This is a genomic window from Candidatus Zixiibacteriota bacterium (assembly GCA_022865345.1).
Classification (GTDB): Bacteria; Zixibacteria; MSB-5A5; order MSB-5A5; family RBG-16-43-9; genus RBG-16-43-9.
This window is the reverse complement of the sequence record JALHSU010000261.1, coordinates 22,646-46,017: the sequence shown is the minus strand read 5'-3', so window position 1 is coordinate 46,017 and position 23,372 is coordinate 22,646. Positions and strand designations below refer to the sequence as shown.

The 23,372-nt window shown below is 43.7% G+C and carries 23 protein-coding genes; 1 reads left to right on the top strand and 22 read right to left on the bottom strand.

Features of this window, described 5'->3' with window-relative positions; translation table 11 throughout:
* Nucleotides 1-13: 13 nt before the first annotated feature.
* The 15 genes from nadB to MUP17_12535 form a co-directional block, all read right to left on the bottom strand.
* Nucleotides 14-1,645, bottom strand: a complete 1,632-nt coding sequence (gene nadB / locus MUP17_12605) for an L-aspartate oxidase (protein ID MCJ7459812.1) — start codon at nt 1,643-1,645, stop codon at nt 14-16.
* Between the two features lie 180 nt (nt 1,646-1,825).
* Nucleotides 1,826-2,095, bottom strand: coding sequence for a hypothetical protein (locus MUP17_12600; GenBank protein ID MCJ7459811.1), 270 nt, complete (start codon nt 2,093-2,095; stop codon nt 1,826-1,828).
* Nucleotides 2,095-2,826, bottom strand: a complete 732-nt coding sequence (locus MUP17_12595) for a hypothetical protein (GenBank protein MCJ7459810.1) — start codon at nt 2,824-2,826, stop codon at nt 2,095-2,097. Before MUP17_12595 ends, MUP17_12600 begins: the two co-directional genes overlap by 1 nt.
* Before the next feature lie 77 nt (nt 2,827-2,903).
* A complete protein-coding gene (lpxK, locus tag MUP17_12590) occupies nt 2,904-3,977 on the bottom strand; it encodes a tetraacyldisaccharide 4'-kinase (GenBank protein ID MCJ7459809.1) in 1,074 nt (357 codons plus the stop codon).
* A complete protein-coding gene (locus tag MUP17_12585) occupies nt 3,964-5,241 on the bottom strand; it encodes a 3-deoxy-D-manno-octulosonic acid transferase (protein ID MCJ7459808.1) in 1,278 nt (425 codons plus the stop codon). Before MUP17_12585 ends, lpxK begins: the two co-directional genes overlap by 14 nt.
* A 1-nt stretch (nt 5,242) precedes the next feature.
* Nucleotides 5,243-5,899, bottom strand: coding sequence for a lysophospholipid acyltransferase family protein (locus MUP17_12580; protein ID MCJ7459807.1), 657 nt, complete (start codon nt 5,897-5,899; stop codon nt 5,243-5,245).
* 8 nt (nt 5,900-5,907) lie between these two features.
* Nucleotides 5,908-7,041: a lipid-A-disaccharide synthase gene (lpxB, locus tag MUP17_12575; protein ID MCJ7459806.1), complete on the bottom strand. Its 1,134-nt coding sequence runs from the start codon at nt 7,039-7,041 to the stop codon at nt 5,908-5,910.
* On the bottom strand, nt 7,038-8,036 hold the full coding sequence (locus MUP17_12570; protein ID MCJ7459805.1) for a Gfo/Idh/MocA family oxidoreductase: 999 nt from the start codon (nt 8,034-8,036) through the stop codon (nt 7,038-7,040). Before MUP17_12570 ends, lpxB begins: the two co-directional genes overlap by 4 nt.
* Nucleotides 8,037-8,620: 584 nt before the next feature.
* Complete coding sequence (locus MUP17_12565; GenBank protein ID MCJ7459804.1) at nt 8,621-9,895, bottom strand: hypothetical protein; 1,275 nt, start codon at nt 9,893-9,895, stop codon at nt 8,621-8,623.
* Between the two features lie 11 nt (nt 9,896-9,906).
* Nucleotides 9,907-10,974: a cytochrome-c peroxidase gene (locus MUP17_12560; protein MCJ7459803.1), complete on the bottom strand. Its 1,068-nt coding sequence runs from the start codon at nt 10,972-10,974 to the stop codon at nt 9,907-9,909.
* 263 nt (nt 10,975-11,237) lie between these two features.
* On the bottom strand, nt 11,238-12,008 hold the full coding sequence (gene lpxA, locus MUP17_12555) for an acyl-ACP--UDP-N-acetylglucosamine O-acyltransferase (protein ID MCJ7459802.1): 771 nt from the start codon (nt 12,006-12,008) through the stop codon (nt 11,238-11,240).
* A gap of 37 nt (nt 12,009-12,045) precedes the next feature.
* On the bottom strand, nt 12,046-13,446 hold the full coding sequence (locus MUP17_12550; protein MCJ7459801.1) for a bifunctional UDP-3-O-[3-hydroxymyristoyl] N-acetylglucosamine deacetylase/3-hydroxyacyl-ACP dehydratase: 1,401 nt from the start codon (nt 13,444-13,446) through the stop codon (nt 12,046-12,048).
* A gap of 284 nt (nt 13,447-13,730) precedes the next feature.
* Nucleotides 13,731-14,426 carry a cytidylate kinase-like family protein gene (locus MUP17_12545; protein MCJ7459800.1) on the bottom strand — a complete coding sequence of 232 codons (696 nt, stop codon included), beginning with the start codon at nt 14,424-14,426 and terminating at the stop codon, nt 13,731-13,733.
* 392 nt (nt 14,427-14,818) lie between these two features.
* Nucleotides 14,819-15,739 carry a cysteine synthase A gene (gene cysK, locus MUP17_12540; GenBank protein MCJ7459799.1) on the bottom strand — a complete coding sequence of 307 codons (921 nt, stop codon included), beginning with the start codon at nt 15,737-15,739 and terminating at the stop codon, nt 14,819-14,821.
* A 145-nt stretch (nt 15,740-15,884) separates the two neighbouring features.
* Nucleotides 15,885-16,694, bottom strand: coding sequence for a DMT family transporter (locus tag MUP17_12535; GenBank protein MCJ7459798.1), 810 nt, complete (start codon nt 16,692-16,694; stop codon nt 15,885-15,887).
* Here MUP17_12535 and MUP17_12530 point away from each other — a divergent pair.
* Complete coding sequence (locus MUP17_12530) at nt 16,648-17,076, top strand: hypothetical protein (GenBank protein MCJ7459797.1); 429 nt, start codon at nt 16,648-16,650, stop codon at nt 17,074-17,076. The two genes, MUP17_12535 and MUP17_12530, sit on opposite strands and share 47 nt — an antisense overlap.
* Nucleotides 17,077-17,225: 149 nt before the next feature.
* Here MUP17_12530 and MUP17_12525 read toward each other — a convergent pair whose 3' ends face one another.
* The 7 genes from MUP17_12525 to MUP17_12495 all read right to left on the bottom strand — a co-directional run bounded on the left by MUP17_12525 (nt 17,226) and on the right by MUP17_12495 (nt 23,327).
* Nucleotides 17,226-17,447 carry a DUF2892 domain-containing protein gene (locus MUP17_12525; protein MCJ7459796.1) on the bottom strand — a complete coding sequence of 74 codons (222 nt, stop codon included), beginning with the start codon at nt 17,445-17,447 and terminating at the stop codon, nt 17,226-17,228.
* Between the two features lie 23 nt (nt 17,448-17,470).
* Nucleotides 17,471-20,095, bottom strand: a complete 2,625-nt coding sequence (locus tag MUP17_12520; protein ID MCJ7459795.1) for an insulinase family protein — start codon at nt 20,093-20,095, stop codon at nt 17,471-17,473.
* A gap of 183 nt (nt 20,096-20,278) precedes the next feature.
* A complete protein-coding gene (locus tag MUP17_12515) occupies nt 20,279-20,896 on the bottom strand; it encodes an outer membrane beta-barrel protein (protein MCJ7459794.1) in 618 nt (205 codons plus the stop codon).
* Nucleotides 20,893-21,039 (bottom strand): hypothetical protein, encoded by a 147-nt coding sequence (locus MUP17_12510; protein MCJ7459793.1) that lies wholly within the window; start codon nt 21,037-21,039, stop codon nt 20,893-20,895. Before MUP17_12510 ends, MUP17_12515 begins: the two co-directional genes overlap by 4 nt.
* 200 nt (nt 21,040-21,239) lie before the next feature.
* Nucleotides 21,240-22,157, bottom strand: coding sequence for a GNAT family N-acetyltransferase (locus MUP17_12505; GenBank protein ID MCJ7459792.1), 918 nt, complete (start codon nt 22,155-22,157; stop codon nt 21,240-21,242).
* Nucleotides 22,158-22,308: 151 nt separating this feature from the next.
* Nucleotides 22,309-22,686: a sporulation protein gene (locus MUP17_12500; protein ID MCJ7459791.1), complete on the bottom strand. Its 378-nt coding sequence runs from the start codon at nt 22,684-22,686 to the stop codon at nt 22,309-22,311.
* Nucleotides 22,687-22,691: 5 nt separating this feature from the next.
* The gene (locus MUP17_12495) at nt 22,692-23,327 is read right to left on the bottom strand and encodes a DUF2953 domain-containing protein (GenBank protein MCJ7459790.1); all 636 of its coding nucleotides are present in this window, start codon (nt 23,325-23,327) and stop codon (nt 22,692-22,694) included.
* Between the last annotated feature and the right edge of the window lie 45 nt (nt 23,328-23,372).

Genomic DNA, 23,372 nt, shown 5'->3' with positions numbered 1-23,372 from the left:
AGATCAACTCCTTTTACTCCTCAGATTCAACTTCAAGGAGAACCGTATCCTTTTTCCAGTTCTGGTCATCCTTTTTCGGGTAATCCTGATTATAATGCAAGCCTCTGCTTTCTTTACGCAAAAGAGCGGAGCGGATGACAAGCTCTGCCACCTGAGAGATGTTTCTCAACTCTATGACCTCATAGGTCACTGGATTTTTATGATAGAATTCGGTTATCTCCTCAAGCAGAATGTCGATCCTCGCTTTAGCCATCTCCAGACGGCTGTTTGATCTGACAATACCCACCAAATTCCACATAAAAGACTGTATCTCCTGCCTGGCATGGGAGATTATCACCCATTCCTTCTGGTCAAAAACTCCTTTGGTGCTCCATTCAGGTATCCGGGGAAAATCAAAACTCCTGTCAGATTCAAATTTCCTTCTTGAGGCTTCAGCGGCAAAATTCGCAAAAGCAACTGCTTCCAGCAGGGAATTGGATGCCAGCCGGTTGGCACCGTGCATTCCGGTCATCGCCACTTCACCGCAGGCATAGAGGTTGTCAATGTCAGTTTCCGCATCCAGATTGGTGACGACTCCTCCACACATATAATGGGCTGCCGGAACTACCGGTATCCAGTCCCTGGTAATGTCTATCCCCAGAGCCAGGCAGCGGCCAAAGATATTGGGGAATCTTCGCAGGATGAATTCCTTGTCCAGATGAGTGATGTCCAGATATACGCAGGAGTCTCCGCTTTTCTTAAGCTCCGCATCTATTGCCCTGGCAACCACGTCCCTGGGAGCAAGCTCTTTTTGAGGATGGTAGCTCTCCATAAAGGTTTTTCCGGACTTCAATTTCAATTTTCCTCCTTCTCCCCGAACCGTCTCGGAAATGAGAAAAGAGTCGCCTTTAGGATGAAATAAAGAAGTGGGATGGAACTGGATGAATTCTAAATTTGCCACCCGGGCGCCTGCACGGTAAGCCATAGCAAGGCCATCCCCTGTGGCAATATCCGGGTTAGTGGTATGCTGGTAGATCCTGCCGGCACCTCCTGTAGCTAAAAGGGTAATCCGGCTCAGTAATTTATCCACTCTCCCTTTTTTCACATCCAGCACATAAGCCCCCCAGCATATTATTCTATCTCCCGGTTTTCTCCGGTAATCTTTGAGATGATGTTGGGTGATTAAGTCAACAGCTATGTGGTCTTCATAGATTTTTATGTTTTTTCTGGTCTTTACAGACTGGATAAGTGCAGTTTCGATCTCTCTTCCGGTCAGGTCAGCCGCATGAGCCACCCGCTTGCGTGAATGCCCGCCCTCTCTTCCCAGGTCAAACTGGTCTTTCGTTTTGGAGAAATTCACACCGATATTAAGGAGCTCCTGCACTTCCAAAGGACCTGCTTGTACCACTTTCTTGACCACTTCTGGATTACAAATCCCGTCTCCAGCCTTCAGAGTGTCCTGAATATGAAGCTCAAAAGAATCATCCGGCGATAAAACCGCAGCAATCCCTCCCTGGGCATAATTGGTGTTAGATTCTGAGTCCTTTTTCTTGGTGATTATGGCAACGCTTCCTAACTCTGAGACCTTCAAAGCATAGGAAAGTCCAGCTATGCCTGAGCCGATGATCAAAAAGTCTACTATGTCTGTTTGTGCGGAGTGAAACATCTGATTCTTAAAGGCTTGTAGATTATTAGTATTTTATTTCATCGAACTTCAAATTATCGTTTTGCAACTCATACTCAATATATCTTTGAATTTGGATAATTTACACCAGGCTTTTTCCAATGGCTTTCCATTCAACTGCTGAAATTACTTTTGAATGTTTTTTATGCAAGAAAAAGCAGCTTAATCCTTTACATTCCTTATATAAATTTCATAACCAAGCGCGAAATGGTAATCGGATTTTTCAATCAATTTTAATTTTATTTCCTCTGCTGTAATCAGTTTAGGTGCGTTTTCAAAATAACCTCTGTAGACTCGAAAACCGACTTCATCATCCTGAATTAAGAAATCTCCAATTTCGCCAAATTCTCTTTGTACAATGTCAAGAATCTTTGTGCAAATTTCTTCGCTCAGATTGGTAAAAGCAGTTATTTCATAGCCATCAATTATCATCACAAATATGTTTCACTCAATGCTATTTTATAATCACTTTCAACTTGGTCATAAGAAAAGAATTTACATATATTTCTTAATGCCTCAAAAGCAGTTTTACTTAATTCCCTTTGAAACTTTTGTTTTTTATCTTCATTTGAAATACAACAGAATGTAGTTCTGAAATCTTGTAACTCCATAAACTTTACAAGGGCATCTCTAAAATTAGTAGAACGTTCTATTTCAAAAATCTGAATTGGAAAATTTCTACGATTGAACCAAATTACGTCAAAGAAACGAACAGTTTCATTTATAATGTTTTCGAAAGTAAAAGGCGGGACTTCTGCAAGGGTTGCTAAACTTCCCAAAGTCTTATTATCAAAAATCCATTTCTTATCATTTGTATAAGTGTTTTCGACTTCATTTCTGTTATTACCAATTTCAATAAGCATTCCTTGAATTCTTGCATGTAGTCGTTCTTTCTTCTCGGATTCGGTTTTTGGTAAAGTTATTTTTGGTAATTTATCAAGAAATTTGGCAAGTGCATATACTCCAAGTCCAATTCTTGTAAATCTTGCATCTCTCTGAACTCTTTCTTGTATTGTCATATGCGGTGTCTTTCCAACAATTTTTGATTGGTCTTTATACTTCCAGATTTCTTTGTAAAGCAATTTTAATGGTGCAAAATATCCATTATGTAACATTACTTGCTCAATCGCTTCTGAATACGTCAAGTCCTCTTTATGCTGCATCTTAAAAGTTCCTATTGAATTATTTTTCCTTTTATCTTTGACCTTATTTTATTACAAACTTCCCCGCATGTCAACTTTTAAATATTCAATACCTCCCAGAGCTTTTCTTCTCCGGAGATTATTTTTAATTCTACTTTTACCACCAGCAGAGGGATAGTCAATTCGCCTGTATCCGGAAGCCTTATCGAATCTTTTTCAGTAGTGATAAGGTATTCAGCTCCTGATTTTCTTGCTTCCTCTTGCAGTAATAAAAGGTCTTTTCGGGTGTAAATATAATGGTCTAAAAAGAAAAAAGCATTCAAAATCTCCAGACCCAGAGATTTCAAGGTCCTCTCAAAGGAAAAAGGGTTTCCGATGCCGCAGAAAGCTAAACCTTTCTTCCCGTTGAACTGGATTAGGCTGATTTCAGTTTTGTCTTTCCAGTTCTGGATTGAACTTGTCTGCAGGATACTTTCTACAATCGGAGCCTGGGGGTTGTATTTCTGCAATAACTTCTTCACTTTATCCCTGTGTTCAGATTGATCGACTCTGGTGAGAACGAAGAGGTTTGCTCTATTGAGAGAGGATAGAGGCTCTCTGAGCCTGCCAGCGGGCAACAGTTTTTCTTTTTTCAGATCAATTGAGGAATCGATCATCACGATATCCAGATCTCGTTTCAATCTCCAGTGTTGGAAACCATCATCCAAGAGCAAAAAATCAGCTTTATATTTATCCTGAGCTATTGTTCCAGAATGAAATCTGTCCTTGTCAACAATTATCGGGACTCCAGGCAGATGGTTGCTTAAAAGATAAGGTTCGTCACCAGCCTGTTCCCATTTCATATGCAAAGAGTCACTTTTTTTTAGTTCCAAAGTTTCTTTTGATAACCTTTTGTATCCTCTGGTTAAGATGGTAAAAATTATTCCTTTCTCTTGAAGCTTTTTTGCTAGGTAGAGGACAAAAGGTGTTTTTCCAGAGCCTCCAACAGTGATGTTACCGACACTTATGACCTTTGCGCTTAACTTTTTTGGCTTTATTAACCCCAGGCCGTAAAGAGATTTCCGGATTAGGTATCCTGTAAGGTATAGAAGCGAAAGGAATCGCAAGAAAAAGGAGATGATGCTCCTCTTATCTTCTTTCTCCCAGTAATGGAAAAGTCTATTTTTTTTCATCTCCGGATAGAAGCTTTAAGAGGAGCTGCACGGTTTTATCAGACGTTCCGGTCTGTGAAAGGAGCGCCTGTTTCCCATTTTCCCCAATCTTTTTGCGCAGGGCATCGTCTTCCAAAAGCTCTGACATTTTCTGATAAAGCTCCTCCTGGTCTTTTACCATTATTCCGCCTTCGAATTTCAAGAGCAGGTCAGAAGAAGGCTTGAAATTGTCGATGTAAGGACCGAACAGCACAGGTATCCCATAGCTTGCCGGCTCCAGTATGTTATGACCACCAGTGGGAACTAAACTTCCTCCGACAAAAGCTATTTCGCTGATGCTGTAAAGGTTTTCCAGCTCACCCATAGTATCCAGAAGAATTACTTCAGCCCCTTGACCTTTTTTAGGTGCGCTTTTCTTAACATATTTTAGCGTTAGCTCTGAGAGGAGTTCCTGAATTTCACTCAGGCGAGAAAGATGCCTGGGGGCTAAGAGGAGAACCAGACATGTTTGTTCTTGCTTCAGCCTTTTGAAAACGGAGAGAACCATCCTTTCCTCCTCCTGGTGCGTGCTCCCTGCTATTATCAGCCGATCATCTTTTGAAAGACCAAGCCTTCTGCGCAAAGCAGTCTTATTCAATCCATTGATACCCAATAGCGCACGGTCGAACTTCAGATTCCCCACAATCTCGGTTTTGCTTTTGTCTGCTCCTAAATTCCAGAGCTTTTCAGCATCTTCTAAGGACTGCATACAGAAAAGGTCAAACTTAGATAAAACCAAACTGCTGAAGCTTTTTATCCTGCGGTATCTTTTGAAAGATGTTTTGGAAAGGCGGCCATTGATCAGACAGAGTTTGCAACCGTAATTCCTGGCTTCCCGGATAAGGTTGGGCCAGAACTCGGTTTCCACTAAGGCCAGAAACGAGGGATTTAGTTTCCTGAATACCCTTCTCCAGATAAAAGGAAAATCCAGGGGAAAATAGAAAATCAAATCCACATGGGAAAGGGTTCCTGAAGCCTCTTTTTTGCCGGTTTTGGTAACCACTGAAACGGCTATGGAGAAATCAGGCCTCAAGCTTTTCAGCCTGGGCAGGATCGTAGATAGGGCTTTGATCTCACCGACTGAAGCCGCGTGAAACCAGAGCAGGGGAGAGGATATTTTTTCAGGTATGCGGATTTTCCCCAGGCGCTCTAAAATGCCATGCCGTCCGAATAATCCCCTTAAGAAAAGATAAGGGAAAAGCAGAATAAAAGCTATGGAGTATAAGAGACTGTAAGCGAAATACATCCTATTCCTTCAAATAGTTGTCTGCTTCTTCGGTCAGCAGGTTCAGGTTTTCTTCCAGTTCCTTGCTTTTCAAATCGAGCTCTTCCTTCGACAGTTCTGCCGGAACGTAGATCGGCTTCCCGATGAAGATCACTGCCCTGGAGAACGGTTTGGGGATGATAAACCCATCCCAGCTTTTGAGGGTCCATCTTCTCCGGGCCGAGTTGGTAATAGGGATTATGGGAACTCCGCTTTTCCGAGCAACGAAAACCGCACCGGGCTGAGCTTTGAAAGCCGGTCCTTTGGGACCGTCCGGAGTGATAGCTATGTCATACCCTTCCCTGACCTTGTTAGCCATCTGCAAGAGAGCCTCAACTCCTCCGTGAGTAGTTGACCCCCATACTGTTCCGAAGCCAAGCCTCTGGATGATGTGGGCGCTTATCTGTCCATCCCGATGCCGGCTTGACAATACCTGGTTTTTCTGTCCCCGGTGAGTATAGGCTAAGATCAGCATTCGTCCATGCCAGAAGGCATAAAGGACTTTTCCTTTTCTCTCCCGGATCTCATTAAGATTTTCAACCCCGACCCATTCTATTTTCAAACTTTTCCCTAAAAGTAAAATAAGAGCGGATCCTAAAAGCGAGATTAAAAATATATAAAATTTTTCTTTTAAACTCATAGGAAAACCTATGACAACATCTGGTTCACAATCTGTGCTCCTCTATGGTATGCTCCTTTTTCGCCTAATTTATCTCTGACTCTGGTTAGGTCGTTTTTTATCCTTTCATATTCACCCTCGTCCGTCAAAATCCTTTCCATCTCTCGTGCGATTCTCTCAGGTTTAGCTTCAGATTGTATAAACTCCGGAACTATTTTTTTTTCAGCCACAATGTTTACCATCCCGATATTAGGTATTTTTACCAGAGTTTTTGCTAAAAGATAAGTGAAAAGACTGGTTTTATACAAGACAATCAAAGGCGTGCCGGAGATTGCAGATTCTAAGGTAGCCGTGCCTGAGGTGGCTAATAGAAGGTCTGAATAGCACATCAGGTCATAAGTCAAATCTTCCAGGATAATTGCTTCTAAGTTCATCTTCTTCAAGAAAATCTGCAACCTTTCCTGGTTAATATTAGGTGCCAAACCAATGGCGATTTTCAAGTCTGGAAATCTTTTTTTCAAGATAAGGCAGGCCCGTACCATCACTGGCAATACCTTCTCAATCTCCTGCCATCTTGAGCCAGGTAGCAGCCCGACAAGAGTTTCTTTGCCAGTCAGCTTTAATTTTCTCTGAAATTCCTCTTTTGAAAGAGAAGGCTTGACCAGGTCTAAAAGAGGATGACCTATCAAATCTACCTCAACGTCTGCATCTTTGTACAGCTTCTCCTCAAAAGGGAAGAAGACCACCATTCTGTCAACTAATTTTTTTATGGTTTCAATCCTTTTTCCCCCCCAGGCCCAGACCTGTGGGCTGATATAATACAGGATTGGAATCTCCCTCTTTTTGATCTCCTTGGCAAAGCGTAGGTTGAAGCCGGGATAATCTATCAGTATCGCTAAATCAGGCTTGTCCCGGTCTATAAAATCAAGCAGTTTTTTTTTGAGCTCCCGGATGACTTTTAGATTTTTCAAAACCTCGTAAAATCCCATAAAAGAAAGTTTTTCTATACTGAATAAGAGGTTCATTCCTTCCTGGTTTAACTTGGTTCCTCCGACTCCGGAGTATTCTATGTCCGGATTTATTCTCTTAAGTTCCCTTACCATGCCAGCCCCATGTAGGTCTCCAGAAGGCTCGCCAGCTATTATCAAGACCTTTTTCTTCATCTTGTGCTCTGGAGATGAAGAGCTGCTTTTTCCCTGATGAGCAGAGCTAATTCTAAAGCCTGTTTTGCCTGTTCGCCCGTGACCAGAGGAGGAGTTTTTTCAGCTACTGCCCGAAGAAAAGAGGAAAGCTCAGAGGTTAGCATATCCTCTTTTTTAGTCTCCAGTTTTTCATAAACTATGGTTTTTCCGAGCTTCTCTATGGGGATTTCTCCAACCAAAGTTTTCTGGATGGGTAATTCTGCTCTGGGGACTTCGACTAATTTATAAATCTCCGCGGATTTCTCTAAAAAATCCAGGGAAAGATAGGCGTTTTTCTGAAATATCCTCAGCTTACGCATAGGCCGGGCTGAGATGCGGCTGGCAGTGATATTAGCCACGCATCCTTTTTCAAAAGTTATCCGCGCATTGGCGATATCCTCAGTCTCCGCGATAACTGACACCCCGGAAGCTTCCACGGATTTTATTTTATCTTTAACCAGATAAAGGACTAAATCCAGATCATGAATCATCAAATCCAGAATGACCGCCACATCAGTTCCTCTTTCTTTGAACGAAGACAGACGATGGGACTCGATGAATTTTGGCTCCAGCCTGATATTCTCTATGGCCCGTAGTGCCGGGTTGAACCTCTCGATGTGTCCCACCTGCAGGGTTAGTTTTTTCTTTTCGGCTATCCGGATAAGCTCTTCAGCCTGTTCAACTGTTTCGGTGATCGGTTTCTCGATTAAGAGGTGGATATTTCTATCCAAGATTTTTCCGGCGACCTCATAATGGGAGGAAGTGGGAACCACCAGGCTGGCTGCATCCATTTTTTCAAGAAGCTGATTCAAATCATCAAAACTTGTGGTCTTGTATTTTTCTGCCTTGCTTTTGGCTTTTTCTAAGTCCAGGTCAAATATCCCCACAAGCTCAGCCTGGGGAAGTTCAGAATATATCCGGGCGTGATGCTCGCCAAGATGACCTACTCCGATGACTCCGACCTTTATCTTTGGCATCTCTATTCCTCAAAAAGGAAAACTATAGATCATCCGTCATTGCGAGCTCCCGTAGGGAGCGAAGCAATCTGCTTATTGTATAGGGATTGCTTCGTCGTTCCGCCAGAAGCGGAACTCCTCGCAATGACGGACGATGTCTTCATCACAAGTTGCTAATATATAACAAATCTATGTGGATTAGTCAATTAACTTTCAGGTAGTGGCGGAGACCTTAGGTTTCCATCCCTTTAAAAAGTCGAAAGCTAAAAGTCCTCAGCTTCACAGGATTGGTGGAACAGGCATCCTGCCTGTTCCTTTAGTCAGGCAAGAATGCCTGATCCACCTTTCATTTCTCAAGAACTTATGACCAGACCAATGTTGAGGGCAGCGTGAGTCTACCATCTACGAAATTGTAGTTGCTCGATTTATCGAGCTTTGCCCAATAAATTGGGCAACTACAATAAAGAAATGGAAGGCTGAAGTCTTCGCCAGGATCCTGTGGACAAGAACTTGACGGCCTTCCGCTACAAAAAAACAAGACCCATCTTGAGGGCAAGATGGGTCTACGAATTTTGTAGGGGGACGGCACGCCGTGCCCCTACTTGTCAGAAATCAAAATCGACCAGCAAGGAGAACAGGTTTTCCTTCAACGGGTCAGTTTTCCCTGTACGTTTGTGAGTGAACTCCGCATGCAAAGCCACGTTCACCGCGGTCCAGTCACCAAGATAATATCGCACCAGGGCTGAATAAGCGTTGATTGTTCTGTCATCATCATAAGAGGGTGGCGTAACCCAGTTGTATAATACCGAAGCAATAAACCGGTTGTTGAACAAAGCAGCACAATCAAGCTGGGCTAACCCGCCGGTGTATTTGTAATCCTTCGTACGGTCGTGCAGATAATTCAAAGCCTTGTCATCTATTCCAGCCAAGAAGAAAGCTTGGAGGTTGAGCGTCTTCCAGTTCAGGCTTAAATCTCCCCCAAATCTGTAGAAAGGCTGATTCCGGTACCCGTCAGTTTCGCCTGTCGGAGAAATGAAAGAAGGTGGCCCTGACACAGGCATATACCCTAAGTAGCCAAACGCCCCTATCCTCTGACCAGCACTCTGACCTTCACCTTTACCAAGAACCTGAAGAAGATTGATATAATAATCTTTATAGGTGTTGTTATCTGGATTTGCTCCGGTGCCATTTATGGCACCCAACGCATATTTGAAACCAGTTCTCAGATGACCTGTCATCTCCAGGCCTATTTGATTATCCTCGAAAGTAAAGGTATTCACCGGAGTCGTGAAAGCATAGACCTCATAAGGCTCGAAAAAATAAAAGGAGCGTTTGGAGCTGAACGCTTGATACGCTGGTTCGAATCGACCTATTCTTACACTTAATTTGTCCCTGATGAGATTGCTGAAGACGATATTGACCGATTCCAGAGAGCCTAGTTGAGAGGGATTCCTTCCTTTCCACCCATAAAGACCAGGACCGGTGAAATCTGCTGCTGGTTCATCCACTCTGGGTTTGTAGATTAAGAGGAACGAAACGTTCTTATGCAGAACTCCGGCTGAAAGGAAATCAAACCCATAGATATTGGCACCGAAGGTGGTGCGGTCATCCGTGTGATAAATTGATGATCCAGTTGAAGTCCGGATGGATACAGGTGGTGCTATTTCAAACACGTTCTTCTCCAATCCCTGCTGGCCTGGTATCTGATAGCCATTGTCTCTATATATTTGACCGAAGTCGTTTAACTTGGTGAAGGAGGTATGGCACATATTACAGTTAAAACCATACTTCCTGGCAAAGGCTGGGATTGAATGACCCTTCTCAGGGAGGATAAAAAACAATCCGATTAAAATGGTTATGCTCAAGCAGAACTTTTTCATATCACCCTCCTTCATTTAGGTAGCTCATTTGATGGTATCGGTTTTACATCCGCCACTTCGGGGTTAGTGCTGACCATTGCCCGTTTCATAAAGGCAACCAGTGCCTTGACCTCTTCTTTAGAAAGCCCAAGCGGGACTATCAGGGGGTCAAGGTTCGGGTCATTTCCGCCGCCTCGGTTGTAAAATTCCACTACTGCCTCTAAGGTCTTTTCGGAGCCGTTATGCATGTATGGAGCACGGAGTGCCGCATCCCTTACAGTCGGGGTCTTGAATGCGCCCTTATCTTCAGGATTGTTGGTTATAACATACCTTCCATCGTCCGGTTTTTGAGGGTCAGTTGGTTTTACTCCGAGGTTGTGAAATCTTCCATCGCTCAAATAGCCTCCCCAGTGACAGGCAGTACAATGCCCTTTTCCATTAAAAATTTCCAGCCCCTCTTTCTCCTGCGCGGTAAGAGCATTTCTGTCTCCTCTTACAAAACGGTCAAAAGGAGAGTCTGTGGTCACGACTGTGCGCTCAAAAGCGGCAATTGCCTCTGCTACCTGGTCAACCGTGATGGGAGTTGTTCCGAACACTTTCTTGAACTCCTCAACATATCCGGGAACGTCGTTTAATGTTCTGACCATAGCAGTATGAGTATTTGCCATCTCCACCGGATTCTCGATTGGTCCTTTTGCCTGTTCTTCTAAAGTAGGTGCTCTGCCATCCCAGAACTGAAGCGGGGCATAAGCTGCATTGGAGACAGGAGGTGCTCTTCTTCCGCCCCTTTTTCCCTCATGCCCCACGCTGGTAGGTCCTTCATCTGACCAGCCCATAGCCGGATTATGACAGGAGGCACAACTTATGGTATTGTTTGCAGATAAGCGGGCATCGAAATAAAGCTGTTTACCAAGGAGAATCTTCATACTGGTTTGCGGATTATTGACCGGAACAGGAACAGGCATAAGGTTGCCTATTTTTTCAGGGCCGAGAAGATGAACGTTTACTGCGGTTACGGGTGTAGGGGAAGAGTTTTCAGCTGTAGCAAAAGATGGGAGAAACAGGATGAGAACAAACAAAATAAATATAAATTTGTTCATATAACCTCCTTTTGATATAAGTTTAAATGGTGTTCAACTTATCTATTTATAAACAAAGAGATCCCGATTGTCAAGAAGTTTTGTAAAAATTTTGTATGGAGGAGAATGAACAGGTGATTCTAAAATGGCTTCGATGAAGTTGAATTTTCAGTGTAGGGGCAATTCATGAATTGCCCCTACCAAAGCCCTCAATTGGTCTGGAGACCAACCGAAAGCAGATATAAAAAAAACCTAAGGGGCGGGGAAACCCCGCTCCTACATGGTTATTTTATAATTCCTCTTTCGCTTTTTTCAATAAATTCCAAGAGGTGTTTTATCTCAGGAAGAGGCTCGATTTCGGATTTGATTTTCTCTACTGCCTGGGTTGTATTATACTGTGATTGAAACAGGATCCTGCAAGCTTTCTTCAAAGCCAGAATGGTATCTGCGGAGAAATTTCTCCTTTTTAGACCGATGATATTTAGTCCTATATAGCGTAAAGGATACCCTCCAGCTAAGATATAAGGAGGAACGTCCTTGGGAACCCGGAACCCTCCCCCGATGATGGAGTGGGCTCCGATTCGGGTGAACTGGTGAACCGGAACCACTCCGCCGATGATGGCGTAATCCTCAACCTCCACGTGACCTGCTAAATTGACCGAGTTAGCTAAGATAACATTGTTTCCGATTATGCAGTCGTGAGCTATGTGAGCATACATCATTATGAAACAATTAGAGCCAACAGTGACCTTACCCCGATGTCTGGTCCCGCGATTTATGGTGGCATATTCCCGGATCACGGTATTTTCACCAATCTCCAGAATAGTTTTTTCTCCTCCAAATTTCAAATCCTGAGGCGGGGTCCCTAAAACAGCGCCGTGATGAATCTTGCAGTTTCTTCCTATAATCGCGCCTGAGTCGATCAGAACATTAGAGCCTATCTGCACATTATCCCCGATCCGGACGCCTTCATTGATTATGGTATAAGGACCAATGGAGATATTTTTGCCTAATTCGGCTTTAGGGTCGACTATAGCGGTTGGATGAATATTCATTAGAGATGAAAAAAGGAAGAAGGGTTAAGCTTAAAGGCTATTTATCCATTATGGTTGCTAAAAGGATTGCCTCTGCTGCCAGATCCTCGCCTAAGAAGGCTTTTCCCTGCATCTTACAGGCTCCTCCTTTTCTATATTGAATCATATCCAGCTCAAAACGCAACTGGTCCCCAGGTAGGACCGGCTTTCTGAACCTAACCTCATCCATTCCCATAAAGTAGACCACTTTTTCTTCCGGGTTATCAACTGTGTTCAATAAAAGGATTCCACCTGCCTGAGCCATCGCCTCGATTATCAACACCCCAGGCATAATAGGATGATCCGGAAAATGTCCCGCAAAAAAAGGCTCATTCAGGGTAACGTTCTTGATTGCCACCACTCTTTCCTTGGGGATTAAATCTATGACCCTGTCCACCAGGAGGAAGGGATAACGGTGAGGCATTATTTTCTGGATAGCCCTGGCATCTAAAAGATAATCCCCTTTCTTTATTTTCTCCTGATATTTGCTGGCTATAAGTTTCTTCTCATAAAGCTGGTGCAGTTTCTTGACTAAAGCCACATTAGCTGCATGGCCTGATCTGGCAGCCAAGATATGGGCTTTTAATGGAACGCCGATCAGGGAGAGATCACCTAAAAGGTCTAAAGCCTTATGCCTGGCAGGCTCGTTATAAAATCTCAGGGGAACGTCATTCAGGATGCCGGTTTTGCCCACGAAAACCTTATCTTTCAAACCAAACAGTGCCTTAAGCTTTTCCAGGTCCTCCTGACCCATATCATTATCACAGATCACTATGGAGCTTTCTAATCCCCCGCCTTTGATCAACCCTTTTTCTTTGAGCATCTCCAACTCGTGCAGAAAACAAAAGGTCCTGGCCGGGGCAAACTCCTTGACGAACTCATCTTTCAGGGAAATCAGGGAAGTATACTGGGTACCCAAAGCAGGGTTGCGATAATCAATCATAAAGGTAATTCGTAAATCATCCGCCGGGAAGGCGGCTATATCAACTCCTCTTTCCTTATCAGAGTGGATCAAGGGAGTATCAACCTGGATGAAATTTTTCGGAACATCCTGTTCCTGTATGCCAGCTGAGTTCAGTGCCTGGACAAAGGGGAGTGAACTGCCGTCTCCTACTGGAGGCTCATCGTTATCTAACTCGATTGTCAGATTGTCAATTTCCAGTCCCACTACTGCGGCCAGGACGTGCTCCACCGTGTAGACTTTTACATTTCCTTTGCCCAGTGTGGTTCCCCTGGTCATATCGACCACGTGTTCAATGTCAGCCGGAATTTCCGGAGAATCAGGCAGATCCTTGCGGACAAAGCTGATCCAGTGATTAACCGGAGCAGGCTTAAAGGTCACAGTGGTTTTGTTTCCGGTATGTAGTCCCACGCCGGTGTAAGTGGCTGGTTTCTTGATGGTTTTCTGATATTTTTCCATATATCTATCTTAGTTGAGATCTGCTTCAAAATTTTTGAGTAATATTAAGGTATTTGTAGGAGTTGTCAAGGAGAAAATGGGGTGAAAAACGAAAGATGGAAAAAGGGAAGTTAGTTTACTGGAATATGAATGCATAATCCGTGATGATGCCGAAGTGAAGTGTAGCGGTCGGTGTCAGGCTGAGCTTAGCGAAGCATCTGGTCGTGAAGGAAAACCAGATTCTTCAGTTGTCCCCGTAGGGGACTCCTTCAGAATGACAAAAGAAAGATGCAGACGATGCGTCTCTACGTTTTTTTGAATTTTGAATCAAAAGCTTTTAATATCAAGTCCAAAGCTTCTTCGATCTGGAAATTAGCTGTGTTTAAGATGAGGTCATAAGAAGAAGGGTCATCAATATTTTTCCCAAAAAAGGTATGAATAAATTCTTTTCGCTCTTTATCTCCACGCTCGATTTCCTTTTTGGCTTGGGCTGCATTGAAATGCTTGTAGACAATCAGGTTTTCGATTCTTTTTTCAATTGGAGCGACAATCCTGATATGAAAACCTTTTTCCAAGCCCAGGACGAAATTTGCGCCTCTACCGATAATTACAGTTTCGCCATGCTGGGCTATAGCTAAAATCGATTTCATTAAATGATAAAGGTAATCGCTTTTGCCTAAATATTTTCCTTTCAAAAGTCCCTCCACCCACAGCTCTATTTCAGATTTAACCTTTTCATCCAAGGATTCTATCAACCTGCGTCTTACTCCGGTATCCTTGACCATATAATCTATTATCTCCCGGTGAACAAGCTGATAGTTGAGTTTCTCAGCCAAAATCCTTGCCAGATAACTCCCTCGACTCCCCCTTTCTCTGGATACGGTTATCACAGGTCCCGGGAAAATCTCTTTAACCTGAGCTTTTTGCTCTTCCTCTCTCTTCTTTTTCTCTAATTCCCATCTTTTTATCTGGCGGTCGATTATATTTTCTAAGTTAGTCATTTTGTCTCCTGAAGAGTTGAGTTCTCCTGTTGAAGGTAATCCCGCCCGCTACCCAGGTTGAGGGTAGCCCTACGGGCAGGCTGTGGGTTTACCGTCTAAATCAGAATAACCCACGTAGCCCCGCCTTGCCCTCAAGGCGGGGTCTTATAAATCCATCTTTAGGGCAAGATGGGTTTGCCGAAATTAGAACGGTGACCTCATCCTAACCCTCTCCTGTAAGGAGAGGGGAACCTTGCTCAGCGAGGATGTTATCATCCTCGCTGACTCTTTTCTGATGGATGATAACATCCACCAGGAGCTTAGTCAGTCAGGACAATAACCTCACCCTTAATCCCTCTCCTTAAAAAGGAGAAGGAGAGACCTGACTAAAGTCAGTTAGAACAAAGTTTGACCTATATATTGGCGAATAACTCATTAGTCAAATAACGCTGGCCACTGTCCGGGATGAAAGTCAGGATTTTCCCCTTTTCCATTTTGGTGGCTACTTGTAGAGCGGCAAACACATTGGCACCGGATGATATCCCGGCCAAGATTCCCTCCTCTTTAGCCAATCTTCTTGCCATGTTGATTGCCTCATCATCTCCAACCGGAATGACCTCATCGCACAGATGGGTCTTGAGACATTCTGGAATAAACCCTTCTCCGATTCCCTGGATCTTGTGCAGTCCCGGGTCACATCCGGAAAGGACTGCAGAGCCAGCCGGCTCCACTACTACGCATTTGATCTCTGGTATCTCTTTCTTCAAAACCTCGGCTACCCCAGAAAAAGTCCCGCCGGTTCCAGCCGCAATTACCACAACATCTAATTTACCTTCAGTCTGTTCGAGGATCTCCCGGGCAGTAGTCTCTTTATGTGCCTGGATATTGTCGAAATTGGTGAACTGATCCGGCATAAAGGAGTTAGGAGTAGTTCTTACTATTTCCCGGGCTTTACTAATAGCTCCGGCAGCATCCTCTATAGCCGGGGTTAAGACCACCTCTCCTCCAAAAGCTTTGATGATCCTTCTTCTTTCCAGGCTCATCGCCTCGGACATAACCGCTATCATCCTGTACCCCTTAATGGCTGCTACAGCCGCCAGAGCTATGCCAGTATTTCCAGTAGTAGGCTCTACAATAACTCCGCCTTTTTTTAAGATCCCCTTTTTTTCTGCCTGTTCAATCATATAAAGGGCAATCCGGTCCTTAACGCTTCCGGTAGGGTTAAACATCTCTAATTTAGCCCAGATCTCTGGCTTGACTTCACTGGTAACCCGGTTTAATCTGACTATCGGAGTTTGCCCGATCAGTTCCAGAATGCTTTTTGCCATTCTCATATTTTACCTTTCCGTTTTCTTGGTTGTCAATCGGTATTCCCACCTTTGCCACAGGGCGGGAATATAAATCAAAGGCATTTGTATAAATCTCCTGCATCACCCTCAAACAAGTTTGAGGGTGCCACCCTCGCAAGCATGATACCTTTTACTTTTTCCGTCCGGCTATGCCATATCTTGAGACCAGCCAAATACCTATTATAACTAAAACCGTTCCGGAAATCAAGTATCCGCTGATACTCTCTCCCAGGACCAGCCAGCCTAAGATCAAAGCCACGATCGGGGTGATGAAAGCTATCAGGGACAGTTTGGTAACCTCTATTCTCTTCAGAAGCCAGTAATAAGACATAAAAGCGAAAGCTGAGCCAAAAAAGGATAGATAAAACAATGCGCCGATGGATTTATAAGTTAGCTTGAAATCGGTGATTTTCTCAAATAGAAATCCTGAACCTAACAGGAGCATGGTTCCCAATCCCATCTGAAAGACTGAGATGACTACCGGCTCGACTGAATGCAGGTCTCTTTTAACCCTGACCGAAGCGTAGGCTGAAAAACCAGCACTCAATATAATCCCAATCATTCCGTGAAGCAGGTTTTCTCCTTCAAGGCTTAGGCTATCCCGGAAGATTAAAAGAATGCCGGAGAATCCTACTACAAGCCCGAACAATCTGAACCAGGTGAGCTTTTCTTCTTTTAAAAACAGGGTGGCAAAGATAGACACAAAAAAGGGAAGGGTGGCAAATAGAACTGCGGTCAACCCCGAATTTATATACTGCTCACCCCAGTAAACCAGGGAATAGGAAAGATAATACATAAAAAAGCCAGGGATGAGGATTTTGAATGCCTGGCTTTTATAATCAGAAAATTTTATCCCTTTTTTCTTCGCCCAGAAAAAGAGGAAGAGCGTAGCAATGAGAAACCTGAAGCCAGCAGACAAAAATGGAGGAGAGTCCTCCAATCCTATCTTTATGCCCAACCAGGTTGAGCCCCAGATCAGGCATAAAACGGCAAACAAAAAAGAGGGGAGAAAATTACTGCTTCTGGCAGAAGAAGAATTCATCAGGCTTTGTCTATTTGAAAGGTATAACGGTGGAACCCTCGTTGGTTTAATTGCTCAAAGGCTCAAAAGATTTTCACTGCGTAAGCATTACCTGACTGAAGTCAGTTCGAACGTCAGTGGTATTCCCACCTTGCCCGCAAGGTGGGAATATGAACCCAGGTTGAGGGCAACCTGGGTGTACAGGTTGACTATAGATTCTTCGCCTCTTCGGGCTCAGAACGACACATCTGCATCACCCTCAAACAAGTTTGAGGGTGTCACCCGACTGTTGTCATTCTGAGGGAGTCCAAATGGACGACCGAAGAATCTACAGATTCTTCGCCCTGCGGGCTCAGAATGACATTTGTCTGCTCAATCAGCGAGGATGTTATCATCCTCTCTGACCTCCTTGGTGGATGATAACATCCGCCAAGAGCACAGAGCATAATCTCAAGCAGGTTTTTGCGGCGTCTCCTCCTTTTTGGTATTGATGCAAAAGAGCTTATACAACCCGCAAAAGCCGGTTATGCCGGTGATAAAAAGGATTATACCGAGGATATCAAAGATTATCCCCAGAACGCGGTTTTTTAAGACCAGCCAGCCTAATATGAAAAGAAGGATGCCGACTATTATGCGGATCAGCCGGTCAGCACCGCTTTCATTGGTTTTCATCTGCTCCTCCTTGATTTAAGAGTTTATTTTTTCTCTTCGGTTTTACCAACTGCCACCAGAGTGAATTTATCTGGTTCCAAGTATTTTTTCGCCGCAGAGGCTATCTCTGAGGTTTTCACCCGATTTACCAGGTCCGGATAGCTCTCAGCATACAGATACCCTAAACCTGCCATCTCGTAGAAAGCCATGGTCCTTGCCTGGTCAGTATTGGTCTGCTGGGAAAGATAGAATCCGGAGATCAGGTTGGCTTTTGCAGTTTGCACCTCACTTTCAGACAATGGAGACTTCAGCAAGGTCTGGACTTCACTCAAAATTCCGGTTCTGGCTTTGGTGAAATTCTCCGGGGATACACCCATCTCAAAAGTGAAAGGGGCTGAGCCCAGGTGGGGCTGCATATAAGTCCACATCCGGTAAGCCATGCCCTCCTCATAAACGTATTTGAAAAACAGCCGGGAGCTTAAAATCCTTTCCACTAATTTCAAAGATAAATAGTCAGGGCTGGTTATTTTAACCCCCATTCTTCCCAGGTTGAAAGTGGTCTGAAGCTTTTCCTGGGTAATTATCCGCGATTTTCCCTTTTCCTGGGCTGGCTCATCTATCAACGAAAACTTCTGAGCAGGAGCGGCCGGGACTTTTTCGAATTCGGATTTAAGAAGATTTTTTATCTCTTCTGAATTGAAATCTCCGACTACAGATAAAATAATATTAGAAGGGACGAAAACCCGTTTATGAAAACTCCTGAGTTCTTCAGGGGAGAGCTTGCTCACGGTTTCCTCATACCCTAACACTGGCCTTTTGTAAGGTGATTTGATGTAGATATCTCTGGCAAACTCCTGGTTGGTCAGATCATAACTTGAGTCTTTGACTTTCTGGATTTGAGCGATGATGTCGGTTCTGGTGTTCTCCATTTCTTTTTCCGGAAAAACAGGATAAAACAGGGCTTGAGAGAAAAGGTCCAGTCCAGGTTTAAATGTCTCCGGAGTAGCCAAAAGGGAAACCCGGGCATAGTCAGGAGTGCTCTGGGCATAAAGCTCGATTCCCAGACTGTCGATCTTTTGGGCAATCTGGTCTAAGGAATATTCTTTTGTTCCCTTGAGAAGCATCTCGGTTACAAAATTGCAGATGCCGGCATTTTTCGCATCTTCCAACCATAATCCTCCTTTGATATAACCTTCCAGGGCAATGGTTTTTGAGGAATGGTCTTCTTTTAGAAGCAGTGTCAAGCCGTTTGGAAGGACGATCTTCTCAGGTTTGGCTTTTATCTCCTCTTTTGCCTGAGCAGGTAAAAGAGAATCATATTTTTCCGCTATGTCAATAAAAGAGTTTTCTGGAGCATCCTCTGGTTCGACTACAGCTAAAGTTGCATTCGAGGGTTTCAGATACTTCAAAGCTACCCTTTTTATATCAGAAGGTGTGGTGCTTCGGATCCGGTCTAAATATGAAGACTCAAGCAACAGGTCGCTATTTGCCGCATAATAAGATAAACGCTGTGCCTGGCTTAGATAGGTCTGGTTATCGAAATAATATGAATTCTCGATCTTGGACTTAGCTTTATCTATTTCCTCTGGCAAAACCTCTTTCTGCCACAATTTGCTCAACTCCTTAAAGACAATATTCACAACCTTTGTTTCATTTTTCGGGTCTAACTGAGTATAGATTTCAAAAAGACCGGGATCTTTCCTCTGGTCAACTGAAGAGCCTACAGAATATGCCAGATTATCTTCTTTTTTCAATGCCTGGTAAAGCCGGGAGCTTTCGCCCTGGCCTAAGATCACGTTCAGCACGTCTAAAACCGGGATATCCGGATGCGTTGCCTCCGGGATGTGGAAACCGATGTTAAGATAGCTGGAGCTGGATTTCATCCTTTTAAAAGCCTGCCAGAATTTTGTTTGTTCTGGTTCAGGTCTTTCTAATTCGAACGATTCTTTTCCCCTGGGATATTTTCCAAAAAGGGAGTTGATTTTCGTCATCATCTCATCCGTGTTGAAATCTCCCACTATTGCCATCACCATCTGGTTGGGCACATACCTTTCCTGATAAAAGGTTTTGAACCGGTCCAAATCGGCATTTTTGATAACTTCTCTTGAGCCCAAAACCGTCTGTCCATACGGGTGAGTCCGATAAGCATTCTTCTCCAGAAGTAGCCAGACTGCATAACCCGGCTGGTCTTCATCCATATTGAACTCTTCTAAGACCACCTGTCTTTCAGATTCAATCCTCTCCTGGGTAACCTTGAGATTCATCACTGCATCTGCATATCTCCACAAAGCCTCATCCAGGTTCTCCTTTGGAGCGACCATATAATAACAGGTCACATCCTCACTGGTGAATCCGAAAAACTGTCCCAGGCTCTGGAAAACCTTCCTGGTCTCCAGCTCCTTCTGCTTATCAGTCCCTCCTCTAAAAATGAGATGCTCATAATAATGGCTCAACCCGCTCAATTCCGGTGTCTCAGTCCTGCTTCCCCCTTTTACATAGATATTAAGAGCAATCAAATTTTTGGAATGCTCCTCCTTGGTGATTACCTGCATCCCGTTATCCAAGAAATGAACCCTTGCTGGTGAGCCGGGTAGGGCAAAACAGGGGAGAGGTAAAAAGAGGAGGAGGAGAAACAGGATTAACGGTTTATAATTTTTGAGAGTTGGCACGAAAACCTCCTTTGGAATCTTTATTCATTACCGACGTTATCAGCAGGTTCTATTTCCTCGAGTCATTCTGAGGGAGTCCGCCGGAGGCGAGACGACCGAAGAATCTGTAGGGATTCTTCGCCCTGCGTGCCCAGAATGACAACAGTAACAAGCTGCGACTCGCCACCTTTGCCTAAAAATTACTTAAAACCTGAAAGTCATTCCAGCCATGGGGTTGATGAAATTGCAATTCCGCACTTTATGAGTTAACAACTCAAGATTAGTATGCGGCACGAAATTTCCTTCAAGCTCGCCGGTAAAAGCCAGGCGACCGATATTGTATTCCACGCCAAAACCTACTACATAACCAAGATAATTCTTGGAAATATCTCCAAGGTATGTAGTTGGATTATACTTGATCGACAGATGATATAGCCCAACCCCGAATTTGAAATACGGGACTAACGGCTTATCATTTTTGTCAATCAATATTTTGAAGTATGGAGTCAGTGCGACCCAACGCCAATCGCTGGTGATTGTCTTAGGGCCACCTGGATCAACGGCGTAATAAATTCCTTCGCCATCAAAACGTGGCAAGCTAAATTTTAATCCGACCAAAAAGGCAAAATATTGATTAGCACCCGCTGAAGCGAATTCGTAATCACCACTCAGATTAAAATTGTTTTTGCCACGAGTAGCTTTATCCATCTCTCCAATAGCCCATGTGTGTCCCAGGCCAAGCGAGAGGTTGATCCCCTTTTTCGCCTCAGCCTGAGAAAACAAAAGCATTAGACAGGCGAGCAGTAAAACTATCTTTTTCATTTCTCCTCCTTGGTGATTACCTGCATCCCATTGTCCAAGAAATGAACCTTTACTGGTGAGCCAGGTAAGGCAAAACAGGGGAGAGGCAAAAAGAGAAGGAGGAAAAATATGATGGCAAGTTTGAAGTTTTTAAAAGTTGACACAAATACCTCCTGCGAAAGGATGAAAAATCTGCAGATAGCTTGATGAGGAGACCTCACCCTGACCCTCTCCTTAAAAAGGAGAGGGAAAAACAAACCTGACTAAAGTCAGTTTGAACAGAACCTACTCACTTTCAGTGGATTGCTTCGTCGGTCAAATGACATTCTCGGTATGCACCACTTAGGTCCATACCTCGCAATGACTAAAACATATCCATCATCCCTATATGAAAGGCACTTCCGTATTTCTCTTCAAATTCAGACCGGGCTAATTTTTTGACCATCACCACTCCATGATCGGCTTCTTCGATACAGTATCCTCTGTCTTTATATACCTGATGGAGTTCCTCATCTGTGATCATCCGGTCGATTACACCGTTGGGGGAAAAAGATTCAACCTGGTCAAGTAGCTGGTGATAGGTTTGCTCATCCGAGCTTATTAGCTCCATTATTCTGGAAACCTCTCTTGGTCCTGAGACCAGGGCATATCCCTTTTGCATAAGAACTGACTTTTTATCGTCGAATTTCTTTCGCTCAGACAAGACTTCAAGAAAATTCTTCTGCCTGACTGCAAGTCCAGTTTTATCTTTGACGAATTCCTGATAGAGATTGAAGATTTTATTCTGGTCTAACTCTGTCTCAGATTTTTTTTCAGGTTTCGCTTCACCTAAAACTTTGTATGCTTCCGCATAGCTATTTACTTTCTCCACCTCAACGTATCCCATTCTCACATAAATGGCATAGGCGATTATGGTTCGGCTGGTGCACAGAAAAGAGAAGGGGTATTTCTTCTGCTGGAAGTACTGGTGAGCTTTATCCATTAAGGTTTTGCATATCCCTCTTTTGGCAAAACGGGGATTGGTTGCAACGCACCAGATCCCGCCGACGGTCTCTACATTTCCAGAAACTGTCTTTGTGGGAATGTCCATAACTCCAACATAACCAGCAAGTGTTCCATTTTCTACGGCACAGAATCCCACTGGACTATTTTTTAGCCTGATATCCAGATTGATCAATCTCTCTAATTGAGCAGGGGAGAGGGGCCACCAGAAAGCCTGGTCCATCAAAAGCATGAACCGGTCCTTGGGTTCTAATTCCCGATAGGTAATAACTTTCATCATTTCATCTCTTTTTTAATGTTTGGTCGGAGTGTAAAGTCTCAAGATCCTGGTGACTTCAGCTTTACCTGAATGCATAGAAAAAATAACAGGGCTTAACAGATAAACCTAAAGGTTTATACTCCAAAAACTGTTTTGGGCATCAGTTCAGAACTTACTCAGTTTTCTCCTCTTTTTCCTTTTTACCTTTTTTCCCTTCCCTGAATTTCTCGATGATTCCGGGAATAGCCTCCAGAATATATTCCCATTTACCGGGTTTTACCCCTAATACCGATACTTCGTCACCCTTGATCACGATAAAGGCAGCAGGGAAAATGGCTACGCCGCCCCCGCCTCCGCTTCCAGTTCCCTCTCCTTTATCCTTTGCTCCTCCAGTCCCACCGCCTGCTCCAAACCCTAAGGTTATCTTGCAGACCGGAACGATGGTTTTATCCCCGATGGTGATCGGCTCTCCCACGATGGTCTCGGTTTTGGCAATCGCTTTCAGCTCATCCAGGATCGATTTTATAAGCTCCTGTGCTGGATTCTCCATATTTTTCACCTCCCTTTAATGAAAAGTTTTCTCATAGTTTTTACCAGGGATATTTTTGGCAAAAGCAAAAAAGTTTTTACCCCAACCCAGAGCATATAGAAAAACCTGGTCTTTAAAGATATCTCCAGATCCGTTCTTGGAGTCTCAGCTTGAAAATCAGGATAAAAGTAAACTGACCCGGCTGGTAGATAAGAGTCGAGCGAATAACTCAGGCTTGAAAGCCCTCCATATAGTATCCCGGTCAAGGCTGGATCAGGAGTGGCTACTCTCAAGCTCAACGAGAATCTCTCAAGTTTAGTTTTTCTGAGCATATCGACAAAAGATCGCAGGGTTATTTTCAAAGTCTTAATGACAGTATCTTTTTTCTGCCAGAGGATAATATAATTTACTTTTCCTGTTTTTCCAGCTTTTTTTACCTTGACCGGGTTCTTTCTAACGGAGCTTGTCAAGACCTTCTGGTTAAATAGGTAAAAGCCAATCTTCTGAGCAGACCAGTCCAGATAGAAACCACAACCTAACCAGTTAAGGGAAAACTTTCTTGTTTTGTCATTCAGCGTCAGATGGACAAAGATGTGCGAGAAAAACAATATCCACAAGAGTATGAAAACCGGTGCTAAAATTAGAATAAACCAGGGGCTCATTTTAAAAAGTCCTCATTCAGAAGAAAAAAAGCAAATCTGGTATTC